This window comes from Erwinia sp. JUb26, assembly GCF_003751505.1.
In the GTDB taxonomy this organism is placed as follows: domain Bacteria; phylum Pseudomonadota; class Gammaproteobacteria; order Enterobacterales; family Enterobacteriaceae; genus Erwinia.
The window spans coordinates 153,341-180,194 of sequence record NZ_RJVB01000008.1; the positions used below are offsets into that span (position 1 = coordinate 153,341).

The following is a 26,854-nucleotide window of genomic DNA, read 5'->3' on the forward strand; positions in this document are numbered from 1 at the left end:
ATGCCATTTGCAAGGTTTAAGAAAAGGAGCCAATGTCAGGCTCCTCAATGCTCGTTCTTTTTACTTTAAGTATGTGGGCCTAGGAATCGATCCCCATTTAAATGGATCATATGAGTAGGTGCATCTGCCACCCAAACCTCTGTTTCCCACGATAGATCCATAAGGTATTTAGCCATTGTTTTACGGTCAGGAAACGCCGTAACATAAACTAATCCTGGTTTTGCATTCGAAAATAATTTCGCTAATTCACCGTGGCGTTTTCCATCAACCGGGCCATGGGTGGTGACAGACTCGATTAACAGTAACCAATTACGTTCTTCCCAATAGAGAACAACATCAGGCAGTTTTCCTTTGCGGTTAACCGTTACTCCCAGCTCTGCAAGTCGCTCCTTGCGAAAATGATCTTCTTTAGCTCCAGTATCGCCGATGTATATCACTTCGGCTTCTGGGGCGAAGCGAGGGCCAAACTCAACAATTATATCCTTGATTAACTGACTGTGGGCACCAGGACTTAAGGTGAGATCCGTTCCATCGTTTAGTTTCAAAGGGATCATTTCCATTTTTCTTGCCATTGCATACTGTTCAACCAAGGTGGATATGCTTCCCATATGCTTATTGAGTGATTCATCCCATTCAGGAGTACCATACGTTAGCAGCACGGTATGCAATTCAGATGCTATTTGATAACAGGCTTTGGGAGAGTTTACTGCGCGGTTGGGTTCATCAGGATTGTATAAGGCAATTCCACCATCACAAAATTGATGCAGTGTTTGTCGACGGAAAGCCTCACGTGTGTTAGCGGCATATTCTTTACCATATACATCTCTACACCAATCCATGATCGGGGTGACACCTATCATAGGTCGTAGTATTTTTGACCAATCACCATCAGGATGAAGGTCAAGGAGCGCGAGTAAGGTCAGTGCTGAACGTTCATTTATCTGGGCACGTGGCATCCCCAGCAAACGTAATATCTCAAGAGATTGTTCGATTTTTTCTTGAGCTTTTAGTGGATCAGTCGTTTTTCCATCTGTCATCAAATCTAATTCCCTATTAATTATTTCATCTATTTGGCTTTGACTAAGTACTTCACTGTCTAATTCACGGCCCATTTTCCGCAAAATTTCCAGTGGAGGATAGTGGATCGATCTTAGGTCTGAGGCATTGATTTGAGTATGCCCACCAAACTGGCGATAGTATTTGTCCAACAAAGTACAGTTCAAATAAACATAAAGTCCACGGGCAAGATCTGCGTCCATACCAACTTTTTTAATATGAAAGACATTAGTTTTATTTTCAAAACCGATCAACTCACCTGGAAGGGATGAGTCATACAAAGTTGCTACAATTCGACGCTTTTCTTCTTTACTGCTAAATCTTTTAATTATCAGAAAGTAGCCCTCATTTTTCCAAAGCCATGGGCGTGATAAATCTGACACCCTTATAGCATTTGGTTTTTTTCCGTCGAGGGGCCAATGAACTTTCCCGTTTAAATGCTGGGGAAAAAGAAGCGGGGCAGATTCTGCATCTAAAGTTTCGCGCAGATCGTCTCGAAGTCGAAAGTTAACGACAGGCCCTGTACTGACCTGAATTTTTAGATCGTCTAATGTTGATGTGAATGGTGACAATCTTTCAATTATGCCCTGCTCACGCGGGCTTGCTGCGATATGTATAAACTTCTGTTTATCTGTAGGGTTTACTATTTTATCGATAGAAACCTTACGCTGTGTCATGTCGGTGGCTGTTATTTGCCCGGTTTCTTCATCAAGATGAAAATCAGATGTTGGACTTGAAGTGATCGTAACTTCATCTTGAGATACACCTTTGACGCAGTGAATGATGATATTTTCTTGCAGAACTTCATCTTCTGCAAAAGCAGTATTCCGTGTGTCAAAAATGTGTATGTGCTTGATGGATGTTTCTGAAAGCAACTGTTCCCGGAAAGGTTGATAGTACGGGCCATTACAGAAAGATCGAGGAATGATTGCCACTAACTCCCCACCTGATTTTAACTGTTTTAACGCTAAAGCAACAAACCCTGAATATAAATTGACAGTTTCTATACCTGCATTGCTCATTGAGATTCGGTGAGCGCTGGAGGATAGAATTTTTTTGTATGGTGGGTTCATAATGACATGGCTGTACTTTTCAATCTCTTCCTGTGCGAAAAGGTTTTCTATGCGCAGGCTTGTCTCGATTATGAAGTCTTTTTTGTTAATTTTATGTAAGAATTTTCTCCCAAACTCATTTACACATGATTTTAGTGTGTTATCCAGGAATGGCAGCATCACCTCTTCGATGTCATAGACCTCAAGTTCTAATCTTTCAACCCCCAAGGATAGGGCTCGATCTACGAATGCAGCGGAAAGTGAGCCCACCCCACATCCAGGGTCAAGTAACTTAACGTCGCTTTTGATGTTGTCGAACAGACTTGCCATGAACAGGCAAATCGGGGCTGGAGTCATAAACTGCCCAAGTGCTGATTTGGTCTTGGGGTTGAGTAGTTTGTTCGCTTCTTTTCTATTCTGTTCAGCCAATTCCAAAAGACGCATCGTTTTTCCACTTATTTGCTAAAAAATTCAAAACTGCGTTTTGTCCATTTCATCACAGCTAATCCTGAGAATCAAAACGCCTCACAAGAGGACAATATTACTACAAATGGCTCAGGGAAGTAGGCTTGCGTATAAAAAACGATTCACCAATTGGCAAGTTGAGCTACTTTCTTCATTAGTCTGAATCATCCGTATTGAAGGCTTACACGCTTGGGAAATGCTTGTTCCGAGTCACATCCCTGAATGAGTAAATGGAATTTTCATACCGGCACAGCGTTTTACCGCTTTCGGTCTCCTCCTGTTCGGTTAACTGTATCGTAATGCGGCCAGCCTGTGCCGCCATTGATTGACATGCTAGCAGGGCCAACAAAGTCAAAAACTGGACTGACCCGTTTCTGTATAGGATCCTGCCCTATAGTTTGAGCATAGGAGGAGCGTAAGGCCACACCATGATTTACAACTGAACTTAAGGCAGAAGCTGTCCGTCAGATAATGGAGCGAGGCTATTCCGTTGCCGATGTATCCGACCGTCTTGGCGTTTCTGCGCACAGCCTTTACTGGTCTTACCCATCAATAGTGGACACGCGACTAAGTGAGTACACTCTTAACCAGAGGTGACTCACATGAGAAAGCCAGCATCAACCACAAATAAGACGCGTAAACAGCACACGCCCGAATTCCACAATGAAGCACTGAAACTTGCTGAGCGTATCGGTGTTGCTGCCGCAGCCCGCGAACTCAGTCTGTATGAATCCTAGCTCTACAACTGGCGCAGCAAACAAACATCCTCTGAGCGCGAAAGCGAGCAGGGGGCGGAAATTTCCCGCCTTAAATGCCAGCTGGTTGAAATGGACGATGGGAATGGCCATTCTCCAAAAGGCCGCGGCATACTTCGCGAAGCGCCTGAAATGAAGTATGTCTTCATCGAAAACCATCAGGCTGAATTCAGTATTAAAGCCATGTGTCGGGTGCTGTGTGTGGCCCGCAGCGGCTGGTATGTCTGGCGTAATCGGTGCACTGTCATTAACGCACGGGAGCAGTTCAGACAGCGCTACGGCGCGCCCCGTCTGGCAGAAGAGTTACGTGCTCAGGGCCTGACGTACAATGTGAAAACCATCGGCGCCAGCCTGCGTCGTCAGGGGCTGCGGCGAAAGCCGCACGCCGGTTCAGTCCGGTCAGCTACCGTGAGCATGGCCTGCCGGTGTCAGAGAAGCTGCTGAAGCATGACTTCAGCGCCAGCGGTCCGAACCAGAAGTGGTGCTGTGACATCACGTACCTGCGCACCGATGAAGGCTGGTTGTATCTTGCCGTGGTCATTGACCTGTGATCACAGGCCGTTATTGGCTGGTCAATGTCGTCACGGATGACAGCACAGCTTGCCTGCGATGCGCTGCAGATGGCCCTCTGGTGGCGTAAACAACCGTAGAGTGTCATCGTTCATAGCGATCGATGCGGGCAGTACTGCTCAGCGGACTATCAGTTGCTGCTGAAGCGAGACAACCTGCGCGTCAGTATGAGCGCGAGAGGAAAATGCTATGATAATGCGTGCGCGGAGAGCTTCTTCCACTCGCGGAAGGTGGAATGTATCCATGGGGAATGCTTTGCGAGCCGGGAAATAATGCGCATCACCGTTTTTAATTATATCGAGTGTGATTACAATCGCTGGCGTCGGCACAGTGCCTGCGGCGGTATCAGCCCGGAACAGTTCGAAAACCAGATCCTCGCTTAGGCGCGTGTCAACATTACGAGGGTAAGATCAGCTCAACGAGAGGCCAAGAAAAACGCTAGAATATGAATCACCCGCAGAGTGTTTTAACCAATGTGTTGCATCCATCGGTTGAACTCACAGCCAGAAGCGGGCTTTGCTTATTTTACTAATGCTATTGATTCTAAATGCGACTGAATTTAAATTAGAATGTAATGTCACTGGTATGATGATGGGTAGTGCTCGTTTCAGAGCCTGCATTGGTTTTTTGATTATTATAGATAATATATAGGATATACTTTGAAAGAATATGCTGGAGCAGTTTTTTTTGTAGATATCCTTGGCGTTGGAGCTTTAACTCAAGGTAAAATAGAAATTAGTGAAAAGGATTTTTCAGCACATAATTTTAGATATGACAGTAAGTTTTCAGAGCATCAGTTTTGCGCAAAATTACTATTGAAGTTTAGGAGGGTGTTAATATCTTCCACAACACATATAAAAAACATTAAAGTGGCTCAACTATCTGATTGTGCATTCATCTGGTCTGATGATCCAGATATAGTAGTTAATGTCGCGAGGGATATAATGTGGAAAAGTGTACTAGGTGGACTTCTTTGTAGGGGAGGGCTGGCAAATGGACAGATCGTTGAGCCCGATAAAATAAACACTAAATTAGGTATGTTTATTTGTGGCGGTGCAGTAACCGACGCGGTAAGACTTGAAGGAACAGGTAAAGGTGCAAGAGTATTTGTCAAACAAGAGTTAGTATCAGAGTTAAAAAAAATCCCATATACAGCATTTGTTCCAAGAAAGAGTCTAATTGATTTTTCCACAATAGATGAGTTTAAATGGTATCGATATCCTGATGTTATCAAGTCGGCTAATGAAAACTTAAATAAAAAATTAGTCATGAATGAGATTGTAAAACTTATAGCCATGCTTAAGCACTCTCCAAAATATATATGGAATGCGTCAAACCCTTTAGGGCGAGTTCAACTAGCTAGTTCGATTGATATCATCTCATCTGAAACCGAAGTACTTGCAGGAAATTCAGATTTAAAATTTGATTATGAAAATATGGTTGATAATTTAAATAACAGAAGTGAAGAGTAATATAAAAAAATCCTAATCAATTATCATAAGTTAATTAAATCATCAGTTTGATTTTATTTAAGGTGTATTTTCTTAACTTGAAGTATTCATCATCAGGAACTGCTTATATAAATAATAGAATTCTCAGTCCACTTCTCTATGGTAGAGAACATGAAGAATTTTCGGCTCGTCCGCTTCTCAGCTCATAGCTGACAACAAGCGCTTAATTTCTACCCACCTTGTACCAGAAGCTGTCAATGCCTAGTATTGCGAGGTATAAATCAACGAGTAAAGATCAGGATATATGATGGTAACTAGGGAAAGCATGAAACAATGGATCATTGAGTGTCTTCGGGAACGTAATGGTAGTGCTTGGCCACGCGAAGTTTCAAAGTACGTATGGGACAGCTACGAGGCTGAGCTTAGAGATTCGGGCGATATGTTGTATACATGGCAATATGACATTCGTTGGGCCGCTCAACAATTGAGAAACGAGGGTACTCTGAAACCAGTAAATAGACGCAGAGATTTGCCATGGGAACTAGCATAGCAAGATTCATTTTAATGTTATCGTGCATTTTGCGACCACGTCTGACTTTGTTCTGAGTTGATGCGAACGATGTCCCTAATGAAACCGTTCCTATCTGCCTGAATCTTGCTTTGATAGCCATATCGGTGTTCTACTGGTGTGGCTTTATACCCACTTGCAATGTCTATTTTTTGTAGGGATTTTAACTTGTGGGTACAAGTGCGGGTATAGCTATTTATTCCTGTTTCTAAATAACATTGATATCAGTCTATTAGGTGTGAAATTCGAGTCCGGCCTTCGCACCAGAGATTGAGTATGAAAATTCAAGCTAACATAAGGTGGCTTTTTTTGTGCTTAAAATCCAGCCTCTGTAAGGCCTGTTTGATCTGCTCCCCCTTGAGTGTGTAAGTATCCCAGCTTTTAGTTCCAGGCACTGTTTTCAGGGAGGAGATCACACACACCTGAATAGCTAAATCAGATTTTCATATCTAAAAAGAACCCTTTCAATTTCAGTATTATCCGACTTAGTAAGCTGCCTCGTGATATGAGCTATACATTACTGGTTCATATAATTAACAAACCAACACAATCTCCAGTACACATATAGGTATCTGGATCTTTATATAAAATGGCTGTATAAGATAAGTTTCGTATCACAGAAGTGAAGTTTGCAGCATCGGTAACAACAGGGATAGGATAAACTATGGCTTTGCAAGGACGGTTGCTTTTAAACAACGCAGATTATTCGCCATTTGATTTTTACGGAGTTGGCCTTTTTATGGCATTTACTGGAAATGGAGTGTATCGCAACCACGGAGGTTGCAGAGCTATTCCTGATAATGGGCCCATTCCACCCGGAAAATACTGGGTTATTGATCGAAAAGAAGGGAATTGCTTCCCCCAAAAAAAATTAGAAATTCACGATATGGCTAATAAATTTGTAGGCCGTCACCAATTTGGTCGGTCAGATTGGTTCGCACTGTATCGAGATGATTGGGGAATTGATGATGGAACATGGGTTGATGGCGTTCATCGTGGATTATTCCGCCTGCATCCGGGAACGGTATCACAGGGCTGTATCACCCTGGCTCACGATTCAGATTTTGCAATAATTCGTAATGCGCTAATGAATACTACGCTTATGCAAGTTCCCTGTATGCGTTCTTTGATGGCTCGCGGTTGGGTGGAGGTGGTCGCTGATGGCTCAAACCGTTGCCCGTAAAGTCATTAAGTTCGCCTTTTTTATTCTTATCATATTTTGTTTAGGCCATGCGTTACCTGGTCCTGAATATTATATTAGCTATAGTTTTGCATCAAAGTTTTGTCGTTTTATGTATGGTGATGTGAATGCTGATTCACTCTATGATGCATATTCATTTATTGACTGGAGTATCATGTTATCTATTGCTATTACAGTCTATCTCATAACAGTGAAGTTTATAAATAAAATAAGGGGTAAATAATAATTCTAATTCCTGCCTATGTGTGGCTTAAAGGCGATGGTGGTGCATATTTTGCTTTCTTATTTATAGCATTAAAATAATCTTCCCCAAAATCTCATCTAATTAATTCCCGAAACTAACTTAATTGCCACACGTAGTCATAAATCATCAGAAACCCATCCGATCCTCCCTACCTGAAAATATCCCCACAATTAACATCTTGCGTACCCCATATTCAGATTAGTCGTAATAAATAATGGTAAACAAATTATTGCGATCCCTCTCACATCGTGGACAATACTTTGCCATGCACTGAATCTATATCAACGAAATCAATGATTTTAAATCAAGGGATGGAATATGGACCGGAACACGCAGGCGTTCACCTCTTACTGGCGTAATGCCCTGGCGGATGCAGAGTCGGGTAAAGGGGCATTCGAGCGCAAAGATGCGGACAAATTTACCCAGTGGAGCGATATCTCCTCGGGGCGGTTGAATGACGAGGTCGTCCAGGCGTTTTTTATGGGGGAGCAGGACTCGGTTAAAACCGTTGAGGTGCTGCTGCGGCCTAACGCCTGGCTCCGCCTGCTGAAGCACGGCAAAGAGCGGACGGCAGGCGCACCGGGAGTGGTCACGCCGCTGGTCACTTCCGCCCTCCTGAACCGTGAAGGGCTATTATTCCCCGTCGCGCAAACCACCATCCCCCGCGATCTCCTTGAGCCTCTTCCCACCGGCACTTTTTCGATTGGCGAGATGCAGCATTACGACAGATACAAAACCACGCATGACTCATACACCTTCGGAGAGGATGAAGAAGAAGATCGAAGTGAAGAGACGGAAAAGCAGCGGGAGGATCGACATGCTAAGCACTATCACCAGTGGCAAAAATATCGGGAAGATATCGATGCTCTCTTAAAACATGTCGCCGGGCAGTGGAGCGACACTCACGAACAGTACGAACCCGCGGGCTATGGCTACGTGATTAAAGCGGGTCAGGCCAACGGGGCCAGCTTCCATATTCTTCCCCTGTACGACCATCTGGTGATGTCTAAAAGAGAGGTTCCGCTGCTGTCGCGCTTTGCCGCAACGGACACCCCGCCGTTAAAACCGCTTTTAGCCGCCAATGCAAAGTTCACCCAGCGACTGGGACATTCCGGGGATGCATTTCCGCTGGCCGCCGCGCAGCGTGATGCCCTCAGCCATTATCTTACCCAGCAGCCGGGCGATATTCTGGCCGTTAACGGCCCGCCGGGCACCGGAAAAACCACGCTGTTGCTCTCCATCATTGCGACGGAATGGGTGAAAGCGGCACTCAACAAAGCCGAACCGCCGGTCGTGGTGGCGACCTCAACCAATAACCAGGCGGTCACCAACATTATTGAAGCCTTCGGCAAGGACTTCTCCGCAGGCTCCGGCGCCATGGCCGGGCGCTGGCTGCCCGATCTGCATAGCTATGGCGCTTACTTCCCGTCTCAAACCCGTCAGGCGGAAGCGGCGAAGAAGTATCAAACGGAAGATTTTTTCACCCGCGTTGAGTCTCTCGACTACGTGGAAGACGCGCAGGCCTGTTATCTGGCAAAAGCTCAGGCGGCATTCCCGTCGGCAGAATGCAGTACGACGGAACGCGTGGTCGATCTCCTGCATCAACGTTTAATCCGCTCCGCCATGCAGCTGAAAAAAATCGAGCCGGCCTGGGAAAAGCTGAACGGCATCCGCCAGCAGCGTAAAGCCATCGGGGACGATATTGAGCAGTATCTCCAGCAAAAAAGCGCGTTAGTGCAGAGCTGCTCGGATGAAATCGCGCTGTTGAACCAGGGCAAAAAACAGTGGCAGCAGTACCGCGCCGGTGAATCCATGGTCTATGCGTTCTTCTCCTGGCTTTCGCCTGTTCGAACCAAACGCCTCTACCAGATGAATCTCTTCCTGGATGAGACGTTTGGCAGCCGAATGGCCGGGTTTCAGGGCGCGATCCCGGAGGGGATCGAAGGCTTTATCGCTGGCCTGATTGCGCAGGCGGAGAAGGAGCAGGGCGAGTACCAGCAGCAAATCGATCTGGCTGAGGATATTCGCCAGCGGGAGAGTGAAGCGCTGGGCGACTGGCAGGATCTGGCCCGTTCACTGGGGCATTCCGGTGAAGACGAATTGAGCCTGGCCGATGCCGACGATCTGGCCGATACCCATATCCGATTCCCCGCGTTCCTGCTGGCCACCCACTACTGGGAGGGGCGCTGGCTGATGGATATGGCTGAGATCCCCAACCTGCAGCAGGAAAAACGCCGCAACGGAGCGAAAGCCCTTCAGGCGCGCTGGCAGCGCTGGATGAAGCTTACGCCCTGCGTGGTGATGACCTGCTACATGCTGCCCCGGCATATGAAAATCAGCGAGCATAACGGCGAATCGAAAAGCTTCGAGGACAGCTATTTCTATAATCTGGTCGATCTGCTGATCGTCGATGAGGCGGGCCAGGTGCTGCCGGAGGTTGCGGCGGCTTCCTTCGCGCTGGCGAAGAAGGCGTTAGTGATCGGTGATACCGAGCAGATAGAACCGATCTGGAGCAGTGTATCCAGCATTGATATGGGGAATATGTTTGAGGAAAATATTCTCCCCGTTGGCAGTCAGGAAGAGCTGGCCGAAGCCTATGTGCGGGTGTGTGACTCCGGCAAAAGTGCGGCATCGGGCAGCGTAATGAAGATTGCCCAGTTTAGTTCGCACTATCAGTACGACGCTGAAATGGCGCGCGGTATGTATCTTTACGAGCATCGCCGCTGCTTCGATAACATCATTGGCTACTGTAACGCACTCTGCTACCACGGAAAGCTGCAGCCGAAACGCGGCGCTGAAAAGGGCGCGATCTTCCCGGCGATGGGGTATCTGCATATCGACGGCAAAGGGATGAAGGCCTACAGCGGCAGCCGGTATAATCGCTTTGAGGCCGAAACGATAGCGGCCTGGCTGGTAGCGCATAAAGAGGACATCGAGCGTCATTACGGGAAACCACTGCATCAGGTGGTGGGCGTGGTCACTCCGTTTTCAGCACAGGTTGAGGCCATCAAGAATGCATTAGAGCCGCTCGACGTTAACTGCGGCGGCGGCGAAGACTCGCTGACGGTCGGTACGGTGCATTCGCTTCAGGGAGCTGAAAGGGCAATCGTGATTTTCTCTTCGGTGTACTCCAAGCATGAAGATGGCGGATTTATCGACAGGAAAGCCAGCATGCTGAATGTCGCCGTCTCTCGCGCCAAAGACAGCTTCCTGGTGTTCGGTGATATGGATCTGTTTGAGATCCAGCCGGGCTCAACGCCCCGAGGATTGCTGGCGAAATACCTGTTCGCGTCGGAAAGCAATATCCTGCATTTTGAGTTCAGGGCCCGCAAAGACCTCAGCCAGGCACAAACCCAAATTTCTACGCTTCACGGGGTAGAGCAGCACGATGCGTTTTTAAATCAGACCTTTGATGATATCGGCAAGAACATCACCATCGTTTCACCCTGGCTGACCTGGCAGAAACTGGAACAGACGGGCTTCCTGGCATCAATGGTTCAGGCACGTTCACGGGGTGTCGATATTACCGTTGTCACGGACAGAAGCTTTAATACCGCTCACACCGATCCCACGCAGCGCAAAGAGAAGCGGGAACGCCTTCAGGCTGCAATGAGCAAGCTAAACGAGATGGGCATTACGACGAAGCTGGTGAATCGCGTGCACAGCAAAATTGTGATGGGCGATGACGGGCTGCTGTGCATCGGATCGTTTAACTGGTTCAGCGCCACGCGGGAGGAGCAGTATCAGCGATACGACACGTCGATGGTGTACCGTGGCAATAGCTTAAAAGGCGAAATCGAAACGATTTCATCCAGCCTGGAGCAGCGGCTGTTATAAAGCCAGGGGGGGGATGATTAGAGGTATCAATACAGATCTGAACTGACAGTTATCGGTTATTTATAAAGTTACTTATCATATTGCAGCTGGCTTAAATTTATTTAGGCCAGGTGCGGTTTGCTTCATGGGTTATTTGATTACGGATTTTTCTTGAGGGCAATATATTAAATCAAGATGATTTTATGTGGTTAGTTATTTTTCAATCAATCAATCAGGATTTAAATGCAATTTGATGTCGATTTCGTATTGCTTAGATTAGTTAAAGCGTTAATGGCGAAGTGCTGGGGATAATGGAGATTCATCCATTTTCAAATACATAACAATTAAAATGATGTGAGTCAATGTTTTAGAACCTAATATGGAAGATTATTATTAATCATAAAAATACAAAGGAATTTATTTATGGCGTGGGAATATGATCATTGAGCTTGAACCTGTCATGGGAACCAATACATTTGGCCGCACAGCTTTCAGAATTCATGGTGATAACCCCAACACAATCGGTGCAAGCTCTGAGGGATGTATAATTATCAATGGCGCTCAACTGCGACAGGGAATTTTTAATTCAAGCGACGATATACTGGTGGTAAGGTGAAAAGCATTGTGATCTCAGTTCTTATGTTACTTGCTTTTCCAACGTTGGCAGTTCCAAACACGATTACACCTGGCCAGGTTTTGGATCGCATTCAACACCAGGGAGTGAAGCGGGTTGTCGATAATATGGCTAGTGAAAACGCTACGGCTGAAAGTGAAAGTGAATGGGAACATGTTGTGAAAGGTATTGCCAGCGGTGATGATAAATGGTTGAAACTAGCTTCTGTACTTGCACCGGCAACGGATGCAGGGTTTGCCGAGGATCTGGGAACCGCTCTGGCGCAGGCAATGCCTTATAATGTCAGCGGAGTAATGTCAGTGCTAAATGACAGTGTAATCCCAGTAAGTACAAAAATAATTTGTTCAATGCCGCTTTATAATGAAACTGTGCCTGAAAGAAATGACTACTTCGTAAAAACGGTACAGGCACTTTATAAAAACAATACTGTAAAAGCAAAAAAATGCCTCTCGCAGCTTATTTCTGTAGTTGGCATGTCGGGGCCTTTTAAGGAGGTAGATTAAATGGCAATGCCAGTTTATATGTTTATCTATGACGATTGCGGAAATCTCATTAAAGGTGATTCTGATGTATGTGGAAGGGAGCAAAGTATTGAAGTGTTAGGGATTCATCATGGTGTGCATATCCCAATAGATGGAAATAGTGGCAAGTTGACTGGCACACGCCAACATATGGCTTATCTTATTGAAAAAGAGATAGATCGTTCTTCTGGCTATCTTTATCGTGCAATATCCAGTGGGGAGAATCTAAAAAGAGTAGAACTCAAGTTTTTTCGTATTAATGATGCTGGCCAGGAAGTTGAGTATTTTAACACTCTGATGGAGAATTCTCGTGTTGTCAACTTATTCCCATTAATGCACGATATCAAAGATGGCTCGAAAGAAAAATTTAATCATATGGAGATCGTTGAGTTTCGTTACGAGAAAATCACATGGAAATATCTGGATGGGAATATTACTCATAGCGACTGCTGGAATATCCGTAATAGTTAATGGTTACATCTTAGAGAAGATGGTTAGCGTTTTTTTGTTTCGAGCTAAATTTTATTGCATGTTTTATTTTGATGTCATATTTTATAATTAAAACCATCTTCGCTCCTATACTTATCCAGTTTTTGTTTTGAAATTAATAGTTTCAAGGAAAGTGAAAAATAAGATAAATATCATCAAAACCCACCTGCCCAAACCCCATAGCTCAAAAAACAACCAGCAGAAATCGTTAAAAATTGATTTTCAGTAGATGGTATCTTCTTCTAACAATAACGTCTGTGAGTTGAGAGGTGTTTATGAATTCCATTCTATATAAAAACATGAATAAAGAAGAACTTGATGCGGCGTATAATAATACAAAAGCCATCGACAATTTCCCTGAGGTACTTCGTGATTTTCAGGCTCGTAGCTTAAAAACGTATAATAAACATAGCTGGGTCCGCGACCTGACGTACGGCAACAAACCTCGCCAGCGTTTCGATTTTCTCTCCAGAGGTGTTGCTAATGCACCAACCTATATTTTTATCCACGGCGGCTACTGGAGCAATTGTAATAAGGAAGATTTTGCCTTTATCGCTGAAGGACCTGTGGCTCACGGCATGAATGTCATTCTCGCTGAGTATACGCTCGCTCCGGAAGCGACGATGACTGACATCGTCAATGAAATTAAGATGTTAATTGAGAATGTCATCGCTGATAAACATAAACTGGGCCTCTCGAATTCCCCTTTATACCTGGCAGGGCATTCCGCAGGTGGGCATTTATCTGCATTATATCGTTCACACCCAGGAATAACTAAAGTCCATACGATCAGTGCTCTGGTGGATCTCAAACCAATCAGTTTAAGCTGGCTTCAGGACAATTTAAAACTGACCGCTGAAGAAATTAATAAATACAGCCCGTTATTACATATCCAGAAAGGTTCGCCTACCCTGATTTCTGTGGGTGCCAGCGAGTTAAGCGAGCTGGTACGTCATTCGACAGACTATGCTGTGGCCTGTGAAAAAGTGGGTGAGAATGTAGGACTAATTCATGTACCGCAGGCAACACACTTTTCAATTCTCACCGATCTTGCCGATCCCAATGGCTGGCAAATCAGAGCATTAATGAGTATGTAATCGTAGGCAGGGTGTTTTAATCAGCTCCAGATAAGGCGGCCGAACGTGTCGATGCCATAAACATGTTCGGGCCATATGTTTAAGAAAAGCGGTTTTATCGACATATACTGGGAGGTAAAATACATGCTTTACGGCGCTATCGGCAGCCGTGTTCAGTCACCTCTGTGACAAGCACCCAATCCCTCATTAAGGAAGATACCCATGCTTAAACCCCTCCTCGTCAGCGCGCTGGTCCTCGCTGCATCCACTCCCGCCTTTGCCGCATCGACCACGGACGCGCAGCTGGCCGAGGTGGTTAACCGCACCATCGCGCCGTTAATCAAAGAGCAGGCGATCCCGGGGATGGCGGTGGCGGTGATTTATCAGGGCAAACCCCACTTCTTTACCTGGGGTCTGGCGGACGTGGCGGGTAAGAAGCCGGTCACGCAGGAAACCTTGTTTGAGCTGGGCTCGCTCAGTAAAACCTTTACCGGCGTGCTGGGCGGCGATGCGATTGCCCGTGGGGAAATCAGCCTTAGCGATCCGGCCAGCAAATACTGGCCTGCGCTTTCCGGTAAGCAGTGGCAGGGGATAAAGCTGCTGCATCTGGCGACCTATACCGCCGGCGGCCTGCCGCTACAGGTGCCGGATAGCGTAACCGACGCAGCCGCGCTGCAGGAGTATTACCAGTCCTGGCAGCCGGAGTGGGCACCGGGTGAAAAGCGCCATTATGCGAATGCCAGCATCGGCCTGTTCGGCGCGCTGGCGGTGAAGCCGTCGGGAATGAGCTTTGAGCAGGCAATGAACCGCCGCGTACTGCAACCACTGGCGCTGAAGCATACCTGGTATCAGGTGCCGGAAAGCGAGGCTAAAAACTACGCCTGGGGCTACCGCAACGGAAAAGCGGTGCACGTTTCTCCGGGCATGCTGGATGCGGAAGCCTACGGCGTAAAAACCTCGATTGAGGATATGGCCCGCTGGGTACAGGCCAATATGCAGCCGGAGAAGGTAACCGATGCGTCGCTGCAAAAAGGCCTCGCGCTGGCGCAGTCGCGTTACTGGCAGGTTGGCGAGATGTATCAGGGGCTGGGCTGGGAGATGCTGAACTGGCCGCTACAGGAAAAAACAGTGGTGGACGGCAGCGATAATAAGGTCGCGCTGGCCCCGATGAAAGCCACGGAAATCGCACCTCCCGCGCCGCGTCAGCAGGCATCCTGGGTACATAAAACCGGGTCCACCGGCGGATTTGGTAGCTACGCGGCGTTTATCCCGCAGAAGGATATCGGCATCGTGATGCTGGCGAACAAAAGCTATCCGAACCCGCTCAGGGTAGAGGCGGCTTACCGCATTCTGGCGGCGCTGGAGTAAACTTTTCAGCCTGTATCGGCAGGCTGGTTTCTTTCACAGCGGTTGGTCGCACCGGTGCGGTTCAACCGCCGTGATGGTTATCAGGCACGCTCTGGTTTTTCAGCAAATTCTCTGCTTTGACCTGCTCCATCCAACCCTCTAACAGCCACAGGCATTCTGCTGCCTGCGGTCCGGCATCAAGCAAAGACAATCGCGTATCATGATAAACACGTACTGTCTCCTTCATGGATTTGTCGAGCGGAAATAAACAGGATAAAGCCGTTCCCTGCTGATAGCGATTATGCTGCTTATCCAACGCCGCCAGCGTTTTCAGCGTGGCTGTCGCATTGGGCGCAAGTGAATAATATAGAGCGGTGGTCAATTGATCGGCCTGCTGTTGATTCACCAACGGGGCCAAATCCACAGCAAGAGCTATCCATTCACTTTTGCCGCTGGAGATATTATCCAGCGTAAGCTGCCAGTCATTGGGTGAGAGATGAGCTGAAAATCCCGCTGCACCGTAGCGCTGAATGTCTTCATGGATAGTGGTGATCGTCGCTGCTGCAAATGACAGCGCTGGGAAAAGCAAAAGTATCGCAAGGCGTTTCACCTGATGACGAATATCACTTCCTGTGTTTATGGCTGTAGCCATAGTGAAAATCCTTTTAAGTTTAAAGGGATTTTACTTTAACAACGGATTGGTTTTGACCTCAATCGGGTGCCCGGCGAAAAAGCCCAATATTGGCCTCCTCGCGCAGGGCACCCGCTAATGCTTTTGCTATTCGCTAATACTACCGCTGTCCGCAATAGCGCATCACGCCGCTTCCTTCATCACACCAGCCCCTTCACCACATCCATCAGCTTCACCACGTCTTCAGGCCGCGTGCGGCCCGTTGCCGGATCGATAATCGAGCTGTAAATATGCGGCATCACGCGCGGTACGCCCGCCTGCAGGCAGGTTTGCAGGATGATGCCGAAGTTATCCAGATCGATGCCGCCGGTGGGTTCAATCAGCGTCATGCCGTTGCGCGCGGCGGCGGTGGCCAGCGCGTGCAGTTCGGGCAGGGACTTCTCACCTCCCATCGGGAAAAACTTCGCCGCGTGTGCGCCCATATCCTGCATCATCCGTACCGCCGCATCACAGGAGACGCGGGCGGGAGTTCCCTGGCTGCTGATGACCCCGGTGGAAATCAGCACGTCGCCCGGCGTGCCGGTGGGGCTGACCAGCGCGTTGATATGCGTGCTTTCGCCGCCGGTTGCCGCCAGCGCACCGGCGGCAAAACCGCTGCCGGTAAAGGTCTGGTTAACGTGCGCCGGATGCACGGCAGAGGCGATCATCGCCGCCTTATAAAACTGCGACGGATCGCCCGCGCCCAGCCCGACGGAAATGGAAGGTACGGCGGCCGTCCAGCGTTTCACTTCGCTCACGCCCTCCTCAACGGAGGCAAACTGCGCGGAAAGCACGCCGATAACCGCATGGCCTTCGGCGGCGTCATAGATTTCCCTGGCGTTGGCGATATCTTTCGCCAGCACGTTAAGCGCCACGCGCTGGCGATAAAAATTAATCTGCTGCATGTTCGGCAATCTCCTTCAGTCGCGCCACGATCAGCGCCATTTCTCCTTCTGCCACCGTACGGGGATCGAGGCTGAACACCCCCTGGTGCAGATTGTAGCGGCGGGCATAAATCGCGATCTCGCCGCCGCGCAGCTGCGCCTCCACCTCGCGGGCATCCAGCCCCAGCACGCTGGCCTCTACCCGGATGCGGATACGCCAGATGGCGCGGCCCGCCTCATCCTGTTCGATATCGGCCGCCAGTCCGCGAATAGCGGAAATCGCCTCGGCGGTAGGCTGGAGCTGTGCGGCGGTCACCACGGTCTGACCCTGGTGGTAGTTCTCCAGCGCGTACACCAGCCCGACCATATTCTCCTTGCCGATCTTCATCGCTCTGGCAATGCCGTCGTGCTGGGCTTTGCAGGCGTCAATCCAGCGCTTCGCACCGGTAATAAAGCCGGAGGTCGGCGCGTTAAACGCCTTCGCGCCGCTGTAAATCACCATATCGGCACCGCTGGCGACCCAGGCGTGCAGATCCTCCTCGGCGGCGGCATCGACAATCAGCGGCAGGCTATGCTGACGGGCGACCGCCACAAAGTCCGCAATGCCCAGCATGCCTTTCTGCACGCAGTGGTGCGATTTCACATACAGCAGCGCGGCGGTGCGCGGGGTGACCGCGCTTTCCAGCTGCCAGCGGGCCGACAGATTGCTGGATCCGACCTCCACCACGCGTCCGCCGCCGAGGCGGATGGCGCTGGTAATCGGCGCGCCGTAATCCACGTTGTGGCCGCGCAGCATCAGCACTTCGTTCGCCATGCCCGTGCTGTCCGGCATCATCGCCACGCGGGCCGGCTCGCCGCGGGTAATGGCGGCGGCAACGGCGATGGCAATCCCCGCCGAGGCGCAGGAGGTGATGTAGCTGGCCTCCGCGCCGGTATAGCGGGAAACCAGCTCGCCGCTGCGATCCACCAGCCGGTCAATCTCCACAAAGGCCGCCGCCGCCTGCGCCGTGGCCTGCATCACTTCCGGCGCCACGCTGGATACGCCCAGAATGGTCATCTTGCCGCAGGCGTTAATCACCTGCTTCAGGCCCAGCCGTTGATAGATATTTTGCATCATGATTTACAGAACCCCCAGCAGCGAACAGACCACGCTCAGCGCCACAATCGACAGCAGAATGGTGGTGTAGCGCGGCCCTTTTTTCACCAGATAGAAGTAGACCGAGAACACCGCCGCCAGCGGCAGCAGGCCGGGGGCGATCGAATCCAGGATCTGCTGCACCACCACTTCCGATCCTTCCAGGGCGCTGATCTTCAGCGGAGTGGTGATCTTCACGTAGCTAGCGGAAAGCGCGCCCATCATGATCAGGCCCAGCACGTTGGCGCCGTAGATCAGCTCTTTGATCCGCCCGCCCTGCAGCAGGCCGATAATCGAATCGCGCCCCAGGGTGTAGCCTTTGTGGATCATGCCGTAGCTGACCGCGAGGGTAATCGCCGGATAGAGGATCAGCGGAATAATCCCGCCCATTGCGCTGCCGCCGGCGGCGAAGGGGATAAAGATAGCGATCAGCAACGGCATCACCGCCGCCCAGATGATCGAATCCCCCATCCCGGCCAGCGGCCCCATCAGGCCGGTTTTGATCCCGGTGATCGAGGCATCGCTGATCGGTTCGCCCCGCGTTTTTTGCTCTTCCATGGCGATGGCGATCCCCTGGATCACCGCGCCGAAGGTCTGCTCCGAGTTAAAGAAGTTCAGATGGCGTTTCAGCGCCTCCACCTGTTCCTCCTTCTGCGGATACAGCTTTTTGATAATCGGCGTCATCGAGGCGCAGAAAATCAGGCTCTGCAAACGCTCGTAGGAGCTGGAAACCTCCGCCCCCAGCCAGTAAATAAACCAGGCCTTGGTGATATCGCCTTTGGTCAGCGCCCGGCTCTCCCGCGCGCGCTCTACCAGTTCATGCTGCATTGCGTCGCTGCTCATCATGCTGCTCCTTCATTTTTCGCCAGGCCCTTAATCAGGAAGGCCACACAGGTACCGAAGACCGCCATCGCCATGATGTCCAGCTTGAGGTACAGCACCGCAAAGAATCCGCCGATAAACCACGGCAGCAGGCTCTTTTTACCAATCACCATAATGGTGATGGCGAAGCCCAGCGCCGGGAGGATCCCGCCCATGATTTCAAAAGAGTGGGTCAGCCAGTGCGGCATCAGCTTGAGGAAGCTTTCCACCACGTTCTGGCCGAAGTAGTTGGCGGCAAATACCACCGGGAAGCGCAGCACCAGCCCGAGCAGGGCGGGATAGAGAAAGGCACAGCGCATAATGCCGGACATATTGGCGGTTTCGGCGTGCTTATCCGCCATATGCACCCAGGCGGCGTTCAGCGTGCGGCGCAGCTGATCGAGGAACACGCCAATCACGCCAAACGGAATCGCCAAAGCAATCGCCAGGCTCGGGTCCATCCCGGCCTTCACGGCGATAGGAATGGCGATACAGGCGGCCAGCGCCGGGTCCGACGGCACATTCCCGCCGGGCGTGGAGGTCACGCCGAGGTAAACCAGCTGCATGCCCGCGCCGATAATCATCGCCGTATGCATATTGCCCAGCAGCAGGCCGACAAACACCGCGATCACCACCGGCTGTAGCAGCATCGCGGAAAGGGTATATCCCAGGCGTAAACGGGCAAACCAGTAGTACAGGCCCATCAGGCTTGCAAAAAGTAAGGTATCCATAGTGTTATCCTTTACACCTTATCCTTCAGGCGAGCTGCGCCTGAAAGAGGGGTGCAGTGAGTGAGTTAGAATTTTTTCAGGATATCGTCCAGCGACTGCGGCTTATCTTCCGGGATGGTCTGGAAGAACACCTGCACGCCGCGATCCCGCAGATCTTTCAGAATGCCGACGTCTTTCTCATCAAGGGTGATGTTCTGGAAGACCGCTTTGCGGTTAGGCCCGCCGCCCAGCCCGCCGACCTGCACGTTGGTCACATCAAATCCCTGCTGGACCGCATCCTGGATCGCCGCCAGCGACGGGAACAGCACCAGCACTTTGCCATCGCCCAGCTGATTCTCTTTCCACGATGCCGCAAAGCTTTGATTGCTGTAGCAGTCCACTTTGATATTCGGCGGCGCGGCCATCAGGTAGATGTTTTTCATAAACGGATCGGCGTCCAGCTCGTCGCTGACCACGGCGATGCGGTTGGCCTGGGACTGTCCAACCCATTTGGTGACCACCTGGCCGTGGATCAGGCGGCTGTCAATGCGGCATAAAACGATCGTTGCCATGCTGTGTTCCTTTTTATTGTGGTTGTTGTAATTGACGAACGTGGGCGACCACGTCCAGGCAGCTGCTGCGCCCGGCGTCGACCAGATCGGTTACGCAGTCGGTCAGCGGGCCCGCATCGCGGCGGTCCAGCGCTTCCAGCAACAGGGAGGCATTCAGCCCGCAAATCACCGCCACCGGATAGTCCGCGCTGAGCCGCGCCGCCACGTTCGAGGTGGTGCCGCCGATAAAATCGGTGAGGATCAGCGAGCCGCGCGGCATCGCCTTCACCACGGCTTCCACCCGCTGATAAAACTCGCCGAGTGTATCCACCGGCATCAGGGCGATCTCGGTTACGCCCTGGATTTCGCCGGTCACCATGCGCAGGCTGTTGCAAAGCTGTTCTCCCCAGCCGCCGTGAGTCAGCAGCAGGATCTGGGGCAAGGGTTCAGTAGGGACAGCGGTAGTCAAAGTGGCCTCCTGGCTCAATTACGTTTACAGACGTACATAGAGCAAGGGCTGTGCCAGAGTTTGTGTCACGCAGGGGAGGTGGCAAGCAGGGCGGGGCGCGGGGCCCCGTCGAATAAGGGATTAACCGTAGAGCAGTTCGTAGATATAAAAATATTCCGCGTCGGACAGGCGGAGCGCGTAAGCCTCTTCGATCGGCAGAAACGCGGTTTTGATGACACTAAGCGCGCGGACGTCGAGATCGGGCCGGTTTTCCAGCGCCATCTGTAACGGTTTTCGGTTAATCACGATACGCTCGACCATGCAGCAGCAGTGGATCAGGAAGCGCAGTGTCACCTGGCGGCTCGGTTTGAGCGACAGGGCGGTGGTCAGATGGTCAAATACGCTCTCCATCTCTTTCAGAATGCGCCGGGGATTGAGCACCGAAATATGGTTGATGATGCTTTCCATGGTCAGCGCGCTGATAAAGCGCATGGCGCTGCGTTCCATTTCCAGGCGGCGCTCGGCGCTGGAGAGGTCTGGCGTCAGCAGGCTGAGCACCAGCTCCGGCCCCTGCTCGGAGAACAACTCCTCCAGCGAGATAAAGGGAATATCCGGCAGCCCCGGCTGGAAAGTACCGACGATGCCCGCCAGTCGTTCACCGGGCTTCAGCGCCTGCTGCACGCGCTCCAGGCTGCGCACCTCGTTGTAATCGAGGATCGCCAGCCGGGTATCCTGCGACATCAGTTCGCCGAAACTTTCCTCCAGCACCTTTTTGATTTTCTCCGCGGTGCCCATGCCGGTAATGCAGGAGATCGCCAGCACCTTGCCGCCGTGATCCTGCTGCGGCGTGCAGAACTGGCTGACAATGCCTTTATCCTGCATCAGCTGGGCCAGCTGCGGCAGATCGCTGGTTTCATAGCTGAGATCCAGCCCCACTTCCAGCAGGCTGGTCAGGGTGATATTCGGCATCAGCAGCACATCGATCTGGAACAGTTTGCTGATGGTGCTGCCAAAATGGACCAGCGAACCGATATCCACCATCAGGATCAGCCGCCGGTACTGGCGGGCCTGAATCATCTGCGTCAGCGTTTCCAGCGTATCGTGCACCGACTGTTCAAACGGCATATCAATGGCGCTGAACAGCTCGCGCTCCAGCACCCGGTTCACGTACTGCGCCATGCTGGTGGCGGTAGTCGCGCCGTGGGCAATCAGGATCACTCCGCAGTCCGGGCTGGCATCGATGCGCTGGCGGTAGTGGCGGCACTCCTTGAGGAACAGGCACAGCCAGACCACCTCCGTTGCCGGGCACTGAATATGCAGCAGCTCGTTGATTTTGCGGCACAGTAGGGTGGCATTTTCGTACTCATCCTTACAGCGGTCGAGGATCAGATTCGACGAATAAAGCTGCGGGATCAGCCCGCGCTGCACGTAGCCAATCAGCGCGAGAAAGTGTTTGCGCAGCGGGTTCAGCAGGTTCTCCGGCAGGGCAAAGCCCAGCACCTGCTCCACACAGCCGATCAGCAGCGTGACCCGCTCTTCAATGCGATCGCCGTAGCGCGGTGGATGCGTGCTGCTGTCGCGGCTGTAGAGTCCGTATTCAAAAATCGAACTCAGCTTATTTTTCAGGATCGCCAGGGTTTCTGCGGGCGGCACGTTGCTGTTGCGCAGGTTGACGTATTCGCGGGTCAGGAAGCTGTAGAACAGATCGCTCTCTTCCGCCTCCATCCCGCTGGCCAGCGAGGTTTTTAACGCGGGCAGGGTGCGCGCATCCACGTTCAGCCGCTCTTTACCGGCAAACAGGCTATCCACCAGCTGGCGCTGCTCTGGCGTGGCGTTAAACGGGTTCTCCACCAGCTGCTTATCCAGCTGGAGCGTCTCGTTATGTTCCGTCATCCCCGCCGCCCAGGCCTGCGCGCACAGGAACTGAATGTCGCTTTTCAGCTGGCCGATATTACCCTCCAGCGGCTTGTTCAGCAGCCAGAGCAGCAGCGTTTTATCAATGCTGACGGTGCGTTCGATCTTGCGGCTTTCCCGCTGCAGGAAGCCGACGATCAGCTCGATCTGTTCCTCAACCGATCGCTGACGGATCCCCGGCAGATCGATGCAGACCTGAATACGCCGCTGGAAGGTGCGCAGCAGGGCGGAGCTGACTGGTTCGGTGGTGGCACAAATCAGCCGGATCGCAATCGGGCGCGGCGTGCTGCTGGCCCCCAGCGGCCGATACTCGCCCTTATCCAGGATCGAGAACAGTTTTTCCTGGCCTTCATACGGCAGGCGATGCACCTCATCCAGCAGCAGGTAGCCGCCGTCTGCCTGTTCCACCAGCCCGATTTTATTTTCACTGGCGCCGGTAAACGCGCCCTGGCGATGCCCGAACAGATGGGAGGAGAGCAGCTCCGGGTTGTGGGCGTATTCCGCGCAGTTAAAGTAGATCAGCGGCGGCGGCGATCCCGCCGTGTGCTTGCAGGCAAAGCGGTGCATCAGCTCGGCGAAAAAGGTTTTGCCCACGCCGGAAGGACCGGTCAGCAGCACGTGCAGTCCGTGCGGATAGAGCACGGCGGCGCGGCCTTTTTCCACCGCATCGCGCAGGCTGCGATCGAAGCCGGTCAGCACAACAAAGGGATCGTCGGTGGTGGGATTGTCCTGGCGCGGCAGTAGGTCGGCAATCGAGCGCACTTCGCGTTCGGACTCATCCAGCGACCGGCCCAGCAGCGCCTCCGCCGCCCGGCGGTGCAGGAAGAACACCGGACGGCCGCGGCTTTTGATCGCCAGGCCATCATTCCACAGCTGATTGAGGTCTTTGCTCACCGAGTTGCGCGCCAGCCCGAGGTTAAATCCCATCGCTTCTGCGGTGCAGGCTTTTTCTTCTGCCAGGTCGGTCAGGCTGAGTCCCTGCGTTAACCGTTCCAGCTCTCCAAGTATGATTTCAATCCGTTTCATCTCATTACCGCTTAAAAATAAATGACGATTGAGAACATACACTAATCGGCGGGTGGAGAAAGAGATGGGGGTTACAGATGCGGGGTGGGATGGGATTGCTGCGAGTCTTGCTGCCGGGTTGCGTTGAGATTGGCGAGTGGGGCACGTCCTCTGCGGCGGTCGGGCGGTCCTCACGTCGCTGCGCGATGCCTTCGGTTACGGCTGCGGGTCTTGCGGATCGGCGCAGAGCGGGCGTCCTGCCCGCGCTGCACCTGAGCCCAGCATCCCTGCTGGTATCTCCGGCCCCACAGCCTGCACCTCAGTGCTGCGGATTGCCCGGCCGCCGCAGAGGACGTGCCCCTTTTGGCTAATTGCTCGCTGTTTTAGAACTTGAGAGTTTGAGTTCAGGCTTACCGGGCGGTAAGCCTGTCTTTCACTCTTTGGCTCAGAACGTGTAGTTCAGCGATACCCAGTAGTTGCGGCCAGGCGTTACATAGCCGGTGGTGGAGGCCAGCGTCTGGAAGTAATCGCCCGCGTAGGTGCTGCTGCGACCAGCCTGATACAGACTGACTTTCGAGAAGTCCTTATCCAGCACGTTGTTGATCGAGCCGTTCACCGTCAGCGCCGGGGTGATTTTATAGGCTGCGCCCATGTTCACCACCGTCCAGGCCTTCAGATAGGCACCGCGGTCGTCGTAGACCGTTTTCTCAATCGCGCTCAGGTTGCCGTAGCCGGTGGTGTAACGCGGGGTTTTGCCGTGATATTCCGCCGCGATCCATGAGGTCAGATCGTCGCTCATCTGCCACGACATTTTCGCGTTAGCCATATGGCGTGCGGTATTGGTCAGTGGTGCGCCCGGATTATCGCCACCGCGCTGTTTGCTGTCGGTGTAGGTGTAATTCAGATTCAGCGTCAGTTCCGGGATAACCACCGGGAAGGAGGAGGCGAACTCAATCCCCTGGTTAATCGCCTTACCGACGTTACGATACGAGTTTGTCGAATCGTCGATGGTTTCACTGGAAATCGCGTTACGGAAGTTGCTGATAAAGCCGGTGACGTTGGCTTTTACATTGTCGGCATTTTCATAGTAAATCCCGGTTTCGTAGTTAACGCTGGATTCCGGCTTCAGGTCCGGATTACCGAGGGTGCTAATCAGACCATTGCCCGCCACGCCGCTAACGCCGTTATGTAGCTGGGCGAGGGAAGGGGCTTTATAACCGGTGCTGACACCGCCCTTCACCGTCCAGTCGTCCAGCGCGTTCCACACCAGGTAGGCGCGCGGGCTGACGTGGCCGCCGAAGCTGTCGTGTTTCTCGTAGCGCGCGCCCCAGGTCAGGGAAAGCGGATCGATAATCTGCCAGTCGTCTTCGGTAAACAGGGACCAGGTTTTCTGTTTGAAGGTCTCGCCGCTGTTCGCCAGCACGATGCCGTCCTTCAGGCGGGAATCCCAGTATTCACCGCCCACGGTCAGCAGGTGGTCGTCACCAATCGGCGCAACGAGACTGGTATTGAAAATGGCATTGGTGTTCTTCAGTTCGCGATCCTGTCCACTCAGACCGCTGTTCTCCGCAGAAAGCGTGCGCGGGGTCAGCACGCGCCCTTTGTTCTCTGTGACCGCATAGGAAAGACTGGAGCTCCAGCGGCCCAGAGACAGGTCGGTGTCGTGGCCTATAACCACTTTATTGCGCTGATAGTGCAGTTTGTCGCGATAGCCGCCACCGCTGGTGCCGATCGGGCCAAGCTGACTGTGGCTGTTGTCATACTCCTGCTCGGCGGTTTCGCCATCGATCCACAGAGTATTTTTATCGCTGGTTTTGTAGTTCAGCCGCCCGCCTACGGTGTAGTTATTGCTTTTGGTAGGGTAAGGAACGCGTGTGTCGCTGCCGCTATCGCTGAGGCTGGTAACGCTGGAACCCTGGCGGTGTTCGAAGTTGCCGCGCAGGGTCAGATCCAGCGTATTGGGGATCAGCGCGCCGCTGGTGTACAGGCCCACGGTCGAGCTGTCGCCCCATTTGCTGTGTTCCTGTACCGAATGAGAGAGGTTCAGCCCGCCGTGCCATTCGTCGGTGTTTTTCTTAGTAATAATGTTGATCACGCCACCCATGGCATCAGAGCCGTAGAGCGTTGACATCGGGCCACGGATCACTTCGATATGATCGATAGCGGAAAGCGGCGGCATCATAGCGGTATTCAGGGTACCGAAACCGTTGGGGGTGGTATCGGAGCTGGCATTCTGTCGGATACCGTCGATGAGGATCAGCGTATAGCTGCTGGGCATGCCGCGTATAGAGATATCCAGCCCGCCGGTTTTCCCGGTTCCGCCGCGTACGTCTACACCTTCCATACCGCTAAGTGCTTCACCCAAATCACTGTAGTTTTTTTTGGTCAGTTCATCCTGGCTGACAACGGAAATTGAGGCAGGAGCATTGGTGAGTTTTTGTTCATAGCCGCTGGCGGTGACAACCAGAGTGCCTTCCTGGGCAAAAACGGGTACTGATGCCGCAAAAAGGATTGCAGCCGTGATTTTATTGATTTTCATTTCAGAACCATTAGGAAATTTTGCAAGACGCGGCGTTACATTAATAAACACTTTCTAAACGGATTCTTAACGGTGACGAGAATGATAATGATTGGCGTTACTGTTTTGAGCGATAAATTGGCTGTGCGTTGAGATTGGCGATCGGGGCACGTCCTCTGCGGCGGTCGGGCGGTCCTCGCGTTGCTTTGCGATGCCTTCGGTTTCGGCTATGGGCCTTGCGGATCGGCGCAGAGCGGGCGTCCTGCCCGCGCTGCGCCTGAGCCCAGCATCCCTGCTGGTCTCTCCGGCCCCACAGCCTACACCTCAGCGCTGCGGATTGCCCGGCCGCCGCAGAGGACGTGCCCCTTTTGGTTTAGTGTTCGCTGTTTGAAGAACGCTAATTAGCACCGAATGTGGGAATCTCGCCAGTATTGTGAAAGAAGGAAGAGCTGATGGGTTTTTCAGGCAACGTGAAAGTCAGAAAGCAGGCTGGTTGTGCCCCCGGGCGGGCAATCCGCAGCGCTGAACGCAGAGAGGAAGCCAGGATTCGCCCACAGGGAAGTGGGCGAAAGGCACAGCCGCGCAGGACGCGCGTATGTGCCGCTCCGTCCGGCTGACAAACGAAGTGAAGGAACCGCGCAGCGGCGCGAGGACGCCCGATCGGGGGCACAACCCGCCAGCGATAACCCAGACTTTGCAAATAACCGTCTGTGCCGGTCCGTCCGGCTGACGAGCGAAGTGAGGGTACCGCAAAGCGGCGCGAGGACCGCCCGACCGGGGGCACAACCCGCCAGCGCCAACCCAGACTTTGCAAACGACCCGACAATGCCTGTCTGTGCCTGTCCGGCAGCCATCACCCCTGAGCAAAACGCAAAACCATCACCTATAGTCAGTGACCCAGCCCCAACTCCGG

At 52.0% G+C, this 26,854-nt stretch carries 18 protein-coding genes and 2 pseudogenes; 10 read left to right on the forward strand and 10 right to left on the reverse strand.

Annotation, left to right across the window (positions count from 1 at the left end):
• Positions 1–65 precede the first annotated feature (65 nt).
• Entirely contained in the window at positions 66–2,552 is a 2,487-nt protein-coding gene (locus EC836_RS19645; RefSeq protein WP_123336230.1) for a BsuBI/PstI family type II restriction endonuclease, read from the reverse strand.
• Positions 2,553–3,041: 489 nt separating this feature from the next.
• Here EC836_RS19645 and EC836_RS25155 point away from each other — a divergent pair.
• The 10 genes and pseudogenes from EC836_RS25155 to ampC form a co-directional block, all read left to right on the forward strand.
• Positions 3,042–3,114 (forward strand): annotated as a pseudogene (locus tag EC836_RS25155) (hypothetical protein); the annotation flags it as partial.
• Positions 3,115–3,175: 61 nt separating this feature from the next.
• A pseudogene (locus EC836_RS19655) lies at positions 3,176–4,281 on the forward strand (IS3 family transposase).
• A 276-nt stretch (positions 4,282–4,557) separates the two neighbouring features.
• The gene (locus EC836_RS24660) at positions 4,558–5,370 is read left to right on the forward strand and encodes a hypothetical protein (protein WP_148050391.1); all 813 of its coding nucleotides are present in this window, start codon (positions 4,558–4,560) and stop codon (positions 5,368–5,370) included.
• A 1,211-nt stretch (positions 5,371–6,581) separates the two neighbouring features.
• On the forward strand, positions 6,582–7,100 hold the full coding sequence (locus EC836_RS19665) for a DUF2778 domain-containing protein (protein WP_123336234.1): 519 nt from the start codon (positions 6,582–6,584) through the stop codon (positions 7,098–7,100).
• Entirely contained in the window at positions 7,078–7,341 is a 264-nt protein-coding gene (locus tag EC836_RS24665; protein ID WP_148050392.1) for a hypothetical protein, read from the forward strand. The genes EC836_RS19665 and EC836_RS24665 overlap by 23 nt, the downstream gene beginning before the upstream one ends.
• A 339-nt stretch (positions 7,342–7,680) precedes the next feature.
• Positions 7,681–11,199, forward strand: a complete 3,519-nt coding sequence (locus tag EC836_RS19670; RefSeq protein WP_123336236.1) for an AAA domain-containing protein — start codon at positions 7,681–7,683, stop codon at positions 11,197–11,199.
• A 591-nt stretch (positions 11,200–11,790) separates the two neighbouring features.
• Positions 11,791–12,315: a hypothetical protein gene (locus EC836_RS19680; protein ID WP_123336240.1), complete on the forward strand. Its 525-nt coding sequence runs from the start codon at positions 11,791–11,793 to the stop codon at positions 12,313–12,315.
• The gene (locus EC836_RS19685) at positions 12,316–12,804 is read left to right on the forward strand and encodes a type VI secretion system tube protein TssD (RefSeq protein WP_123336242.1); all 489 of its coding nucleotides are present in this window, start codon (positions 12,316–12,318) and stop codon (positions 12,802–12,804) included.
• Positions 12,805–13,097: 293 nt separating this feature from the next.
• Positions 13,098–13,919: an alpha/beta hydrolase gene (locus EC836_RS19690; RefSeq protein WP_199735246.1), complete on the forward strand. Its 822-nt coding sequence runs from the start codon at positions 13,098–13,100 to the stop codon at positions 13,917–13,919.
• Positions 13,920–14,120: 201 nt separating this feature from the next.
• Positions 14,121–15,266 (forward strand): CMY2/MIR/ACT/EC family class C beta-lactamase, encoded by a 1,146-nt coding sequence (gene ampC, locus EC836_RS19695; RefSeq protein ID WP_123336244.1) that lies wholly within the window; start codon positions 14,121–14,123, stop codon positions 15,264–15,266.
• A 61-nt stretch (positions 15,267–15,327) separates the two neighbouring features.
• Here ampC and EC836_RS19700 read toward each other — a convergent pair whose 3' ends face one another.
• The 9 genes from EC836_RS19700 to EC836_RS19740 form a co-directional block, all read right to left on the reverse strand.
• Entirely contained in the window at positions 15,328–15,897 is a 570-nt protein-coding gene (locus tag EC836_RS19700; RefSeq protein ID WP_233599368.1) for a hypothetical protein, read from the reverse strand.
• Between the two features lie 179 nt (positions 15,898–16,076).
• Entirely contained in the window at positions 16,077–16,820 is a 744-nt protein-coding gene (locus EC836_RS19705) for a 2-dehydro-3-deoxy-phosphogluconate aldolase (RefSeq protein ID WP_123336246.1), read from the reverse strand.
• Positions 16,807–17,916 carry a D-glucosaminate-6-phosphate ammonia lyase gene (gene dgaE / locus EC836_RS19710; protein WP_123336248.1) on the reverse strand — a complete coding sequence of 370 codons (1,110 nt, stop codon included), beginning with the start codon at positions 17,914–17,916 and terminating at the stop codon, positions 16,807–16,809. The genes EC836_RS19705 and dgaE overlap by 14 nt, the downstream gene beginning before the upstream one ends.
• Before the next feature lie 3 nt (positions 17,917–17,919).
• Complete coding sequence (locus tag EC836_RS19715) at positions 17,920–18,780, reverse strand: PTS system mannose/fructose/sorbose family transporter subunit IID (protein WP_123336250.1); 861 nt, start codon at positions 18,778–18,780, stop codon at positions 17,920–17,922.
• On the reverse strand, positions 18,777–19,526 hold the full coding sequence (locus EC836_RS19720) for a PTS sugar transporter subunit IIC (RefSeq protein ID WP_123336252.1): 750 nt from the start codon (positions 19,524–19,526) through the stop codon (positions 18,777–18,779). Before EC836_RS19720 ends, EC836_RS19715 begins: the two co-directional genes overlap by 4 nt.
• A gap of 65 nt (positions 19,527–19,591) precedes the next feature.
• On the reverse strand, positions 19,592–20,077 hold the full coding sequence (locus EC836_RS19725) for a PTS system mannose/fructose/N-acetylgalactosamine-transporter subunit IIB (RefSeq protein WP_105593016.1): 486 nt from the start codon (positions 20,075–20,077) through the stop codon (positions 19,592–19,594).
• A 13-nt stretch (positions 20,078–20,090) separates the two neighbouring features.
• Positions 20,091–20,525, reverse strand: coding sequence for a PTS sugar transporter subunit IIA (locus EC836_RS19730; protein ID WP_123336254.1), 435 nt, complete (start codon positions 20,523–20,525; stop codon positions 20,091–20,093).
• 120 nt (positions 20,526–20,645) lie between these two features.
• Entirely contained in the window at positions 20,646–23,444 is a 2,799-nt protein-coding gene (gene dagR, locus EC836_RS19735) for a transcriptional regulator DagR (RefSeq protein ID WP_123336256.1), read from the reverse strand.
• A 424-nt stretch (positions 23,445–23,868) separates the two neighbouring features.
• A complete protein-coding gene (locus EC836_RS19740; RefSeq protein ID WP_123336258.1) occupies positions 23,869–25,962 on the reverse strand; it encodes a TonB-dependent receptor in 2,094 nt (697 codons plus the stop codon).
• Positions 25,963–26,854 lie beyond the last annotated feature (892 nt).

Bases quoted from the DNA above. Each gene is read 5' to 3' on its own strand.
- EC836_RS19645 (WP_123336230.1), bottom strand. From the start codon at position 2,552: ATGCGTCTTTTGGAATTGGCTGAACAGAATAGAAAAGAAGCGAACAAA.
- EC836_RS19665 (WP_123336234.1), top strand. From the start codon at position 6,582: ATGGCTTTGCAAGGACGGTTGCTTTTAAACAACGCAGATTATTCGCCA.
- EC836_RS24665 (WP_148050392.1), top strand. From the start codon at position 7,078: ATGGCTCAAACCGTTGCCCGTAAAGTCATTAAGTTCGCCTTTTTTATT.
- EC836_RS19670 (WP_123336236.1), top strand. From the start codon at position 7,681: ATGGACCGGAACACGCAGGCGTTCACCTCTTACTGGCGTAATGCCCTG.
- EC836_RS19685 (WP_123336242.1), top strand. From the start codon at position 12,316: ATGGCAATGCCAGTTTATATGTTTATCTATGACGATTGCGGAAATCTC.
- EC836_RS19690 (WP_199735246.1), top strand. From the start codon at position 13,098: ATGAATTCCATTCTATATAAAAACATGAATAAAGAAGAACTTGATGCG.
- ampC (WP_123336244.1), top strand. From the start codon at position 14,121: ATGCTTAAACCCCTCCTCGTCAGCGCGCTGGTCCTCGCTGCATCCACT.
- EC836_RS19700 (WP_233599368.1), bottom strand. From the start codon at position 15,897: ATGGCTACAGCCATAAACACAGGAAGTGATATTCGTCATCAGGTGAAA.
- EC836_RS19705 (WP_123336246.1), bottom strand. From the start codon at position 16,820: ATGCAGCAGATTAATTTTTATCGCCAGCGCGTGGCGCTTAACGTGCTG.
- dgaE (WP_123336248.1), bottom strand. From the start codon at position 17,916: ATGATGCAAAATATCTATCAACGGCTGGGCCTGAAGCAGGTGATTAAC.
- EC836_RS19715 (WP_123336250.1), bottom strand. From the start codon at position 18,780: ATGATGAGCAGCGACGCAATGCAGCATGAACTGGTAGAGCGCGCGCGG.
- EC836_RS19720 (WP_123336252.1), bottom strand. From the start codon at position 19,526: ATGGATACCTTACTTTTTGCAAGCCTGATGGGCCTGTACTACTGGTTT.
- EC836_RS19725 (WP_105593016.1), bottom strand. From the start codon at position 20,077: ATGGCAACGATCGTTTTATGCCGCATTGACAGCCGCCTGATCCACGGC.
- dagR (WP_123336256.1), bottom strand. From the start codon at position 23,444: ATGAAACGGATTGAAATCATACTTGGAGAGCTGGAACGGTTAACGCAG.
- EC836_RS19740 (WP_123336258.1), bottom strand. From the start codon at position 25,962: ATGAAAATCAATAAAATCACGGCTGCAATCCTTTTTGCGGCATCAGTA.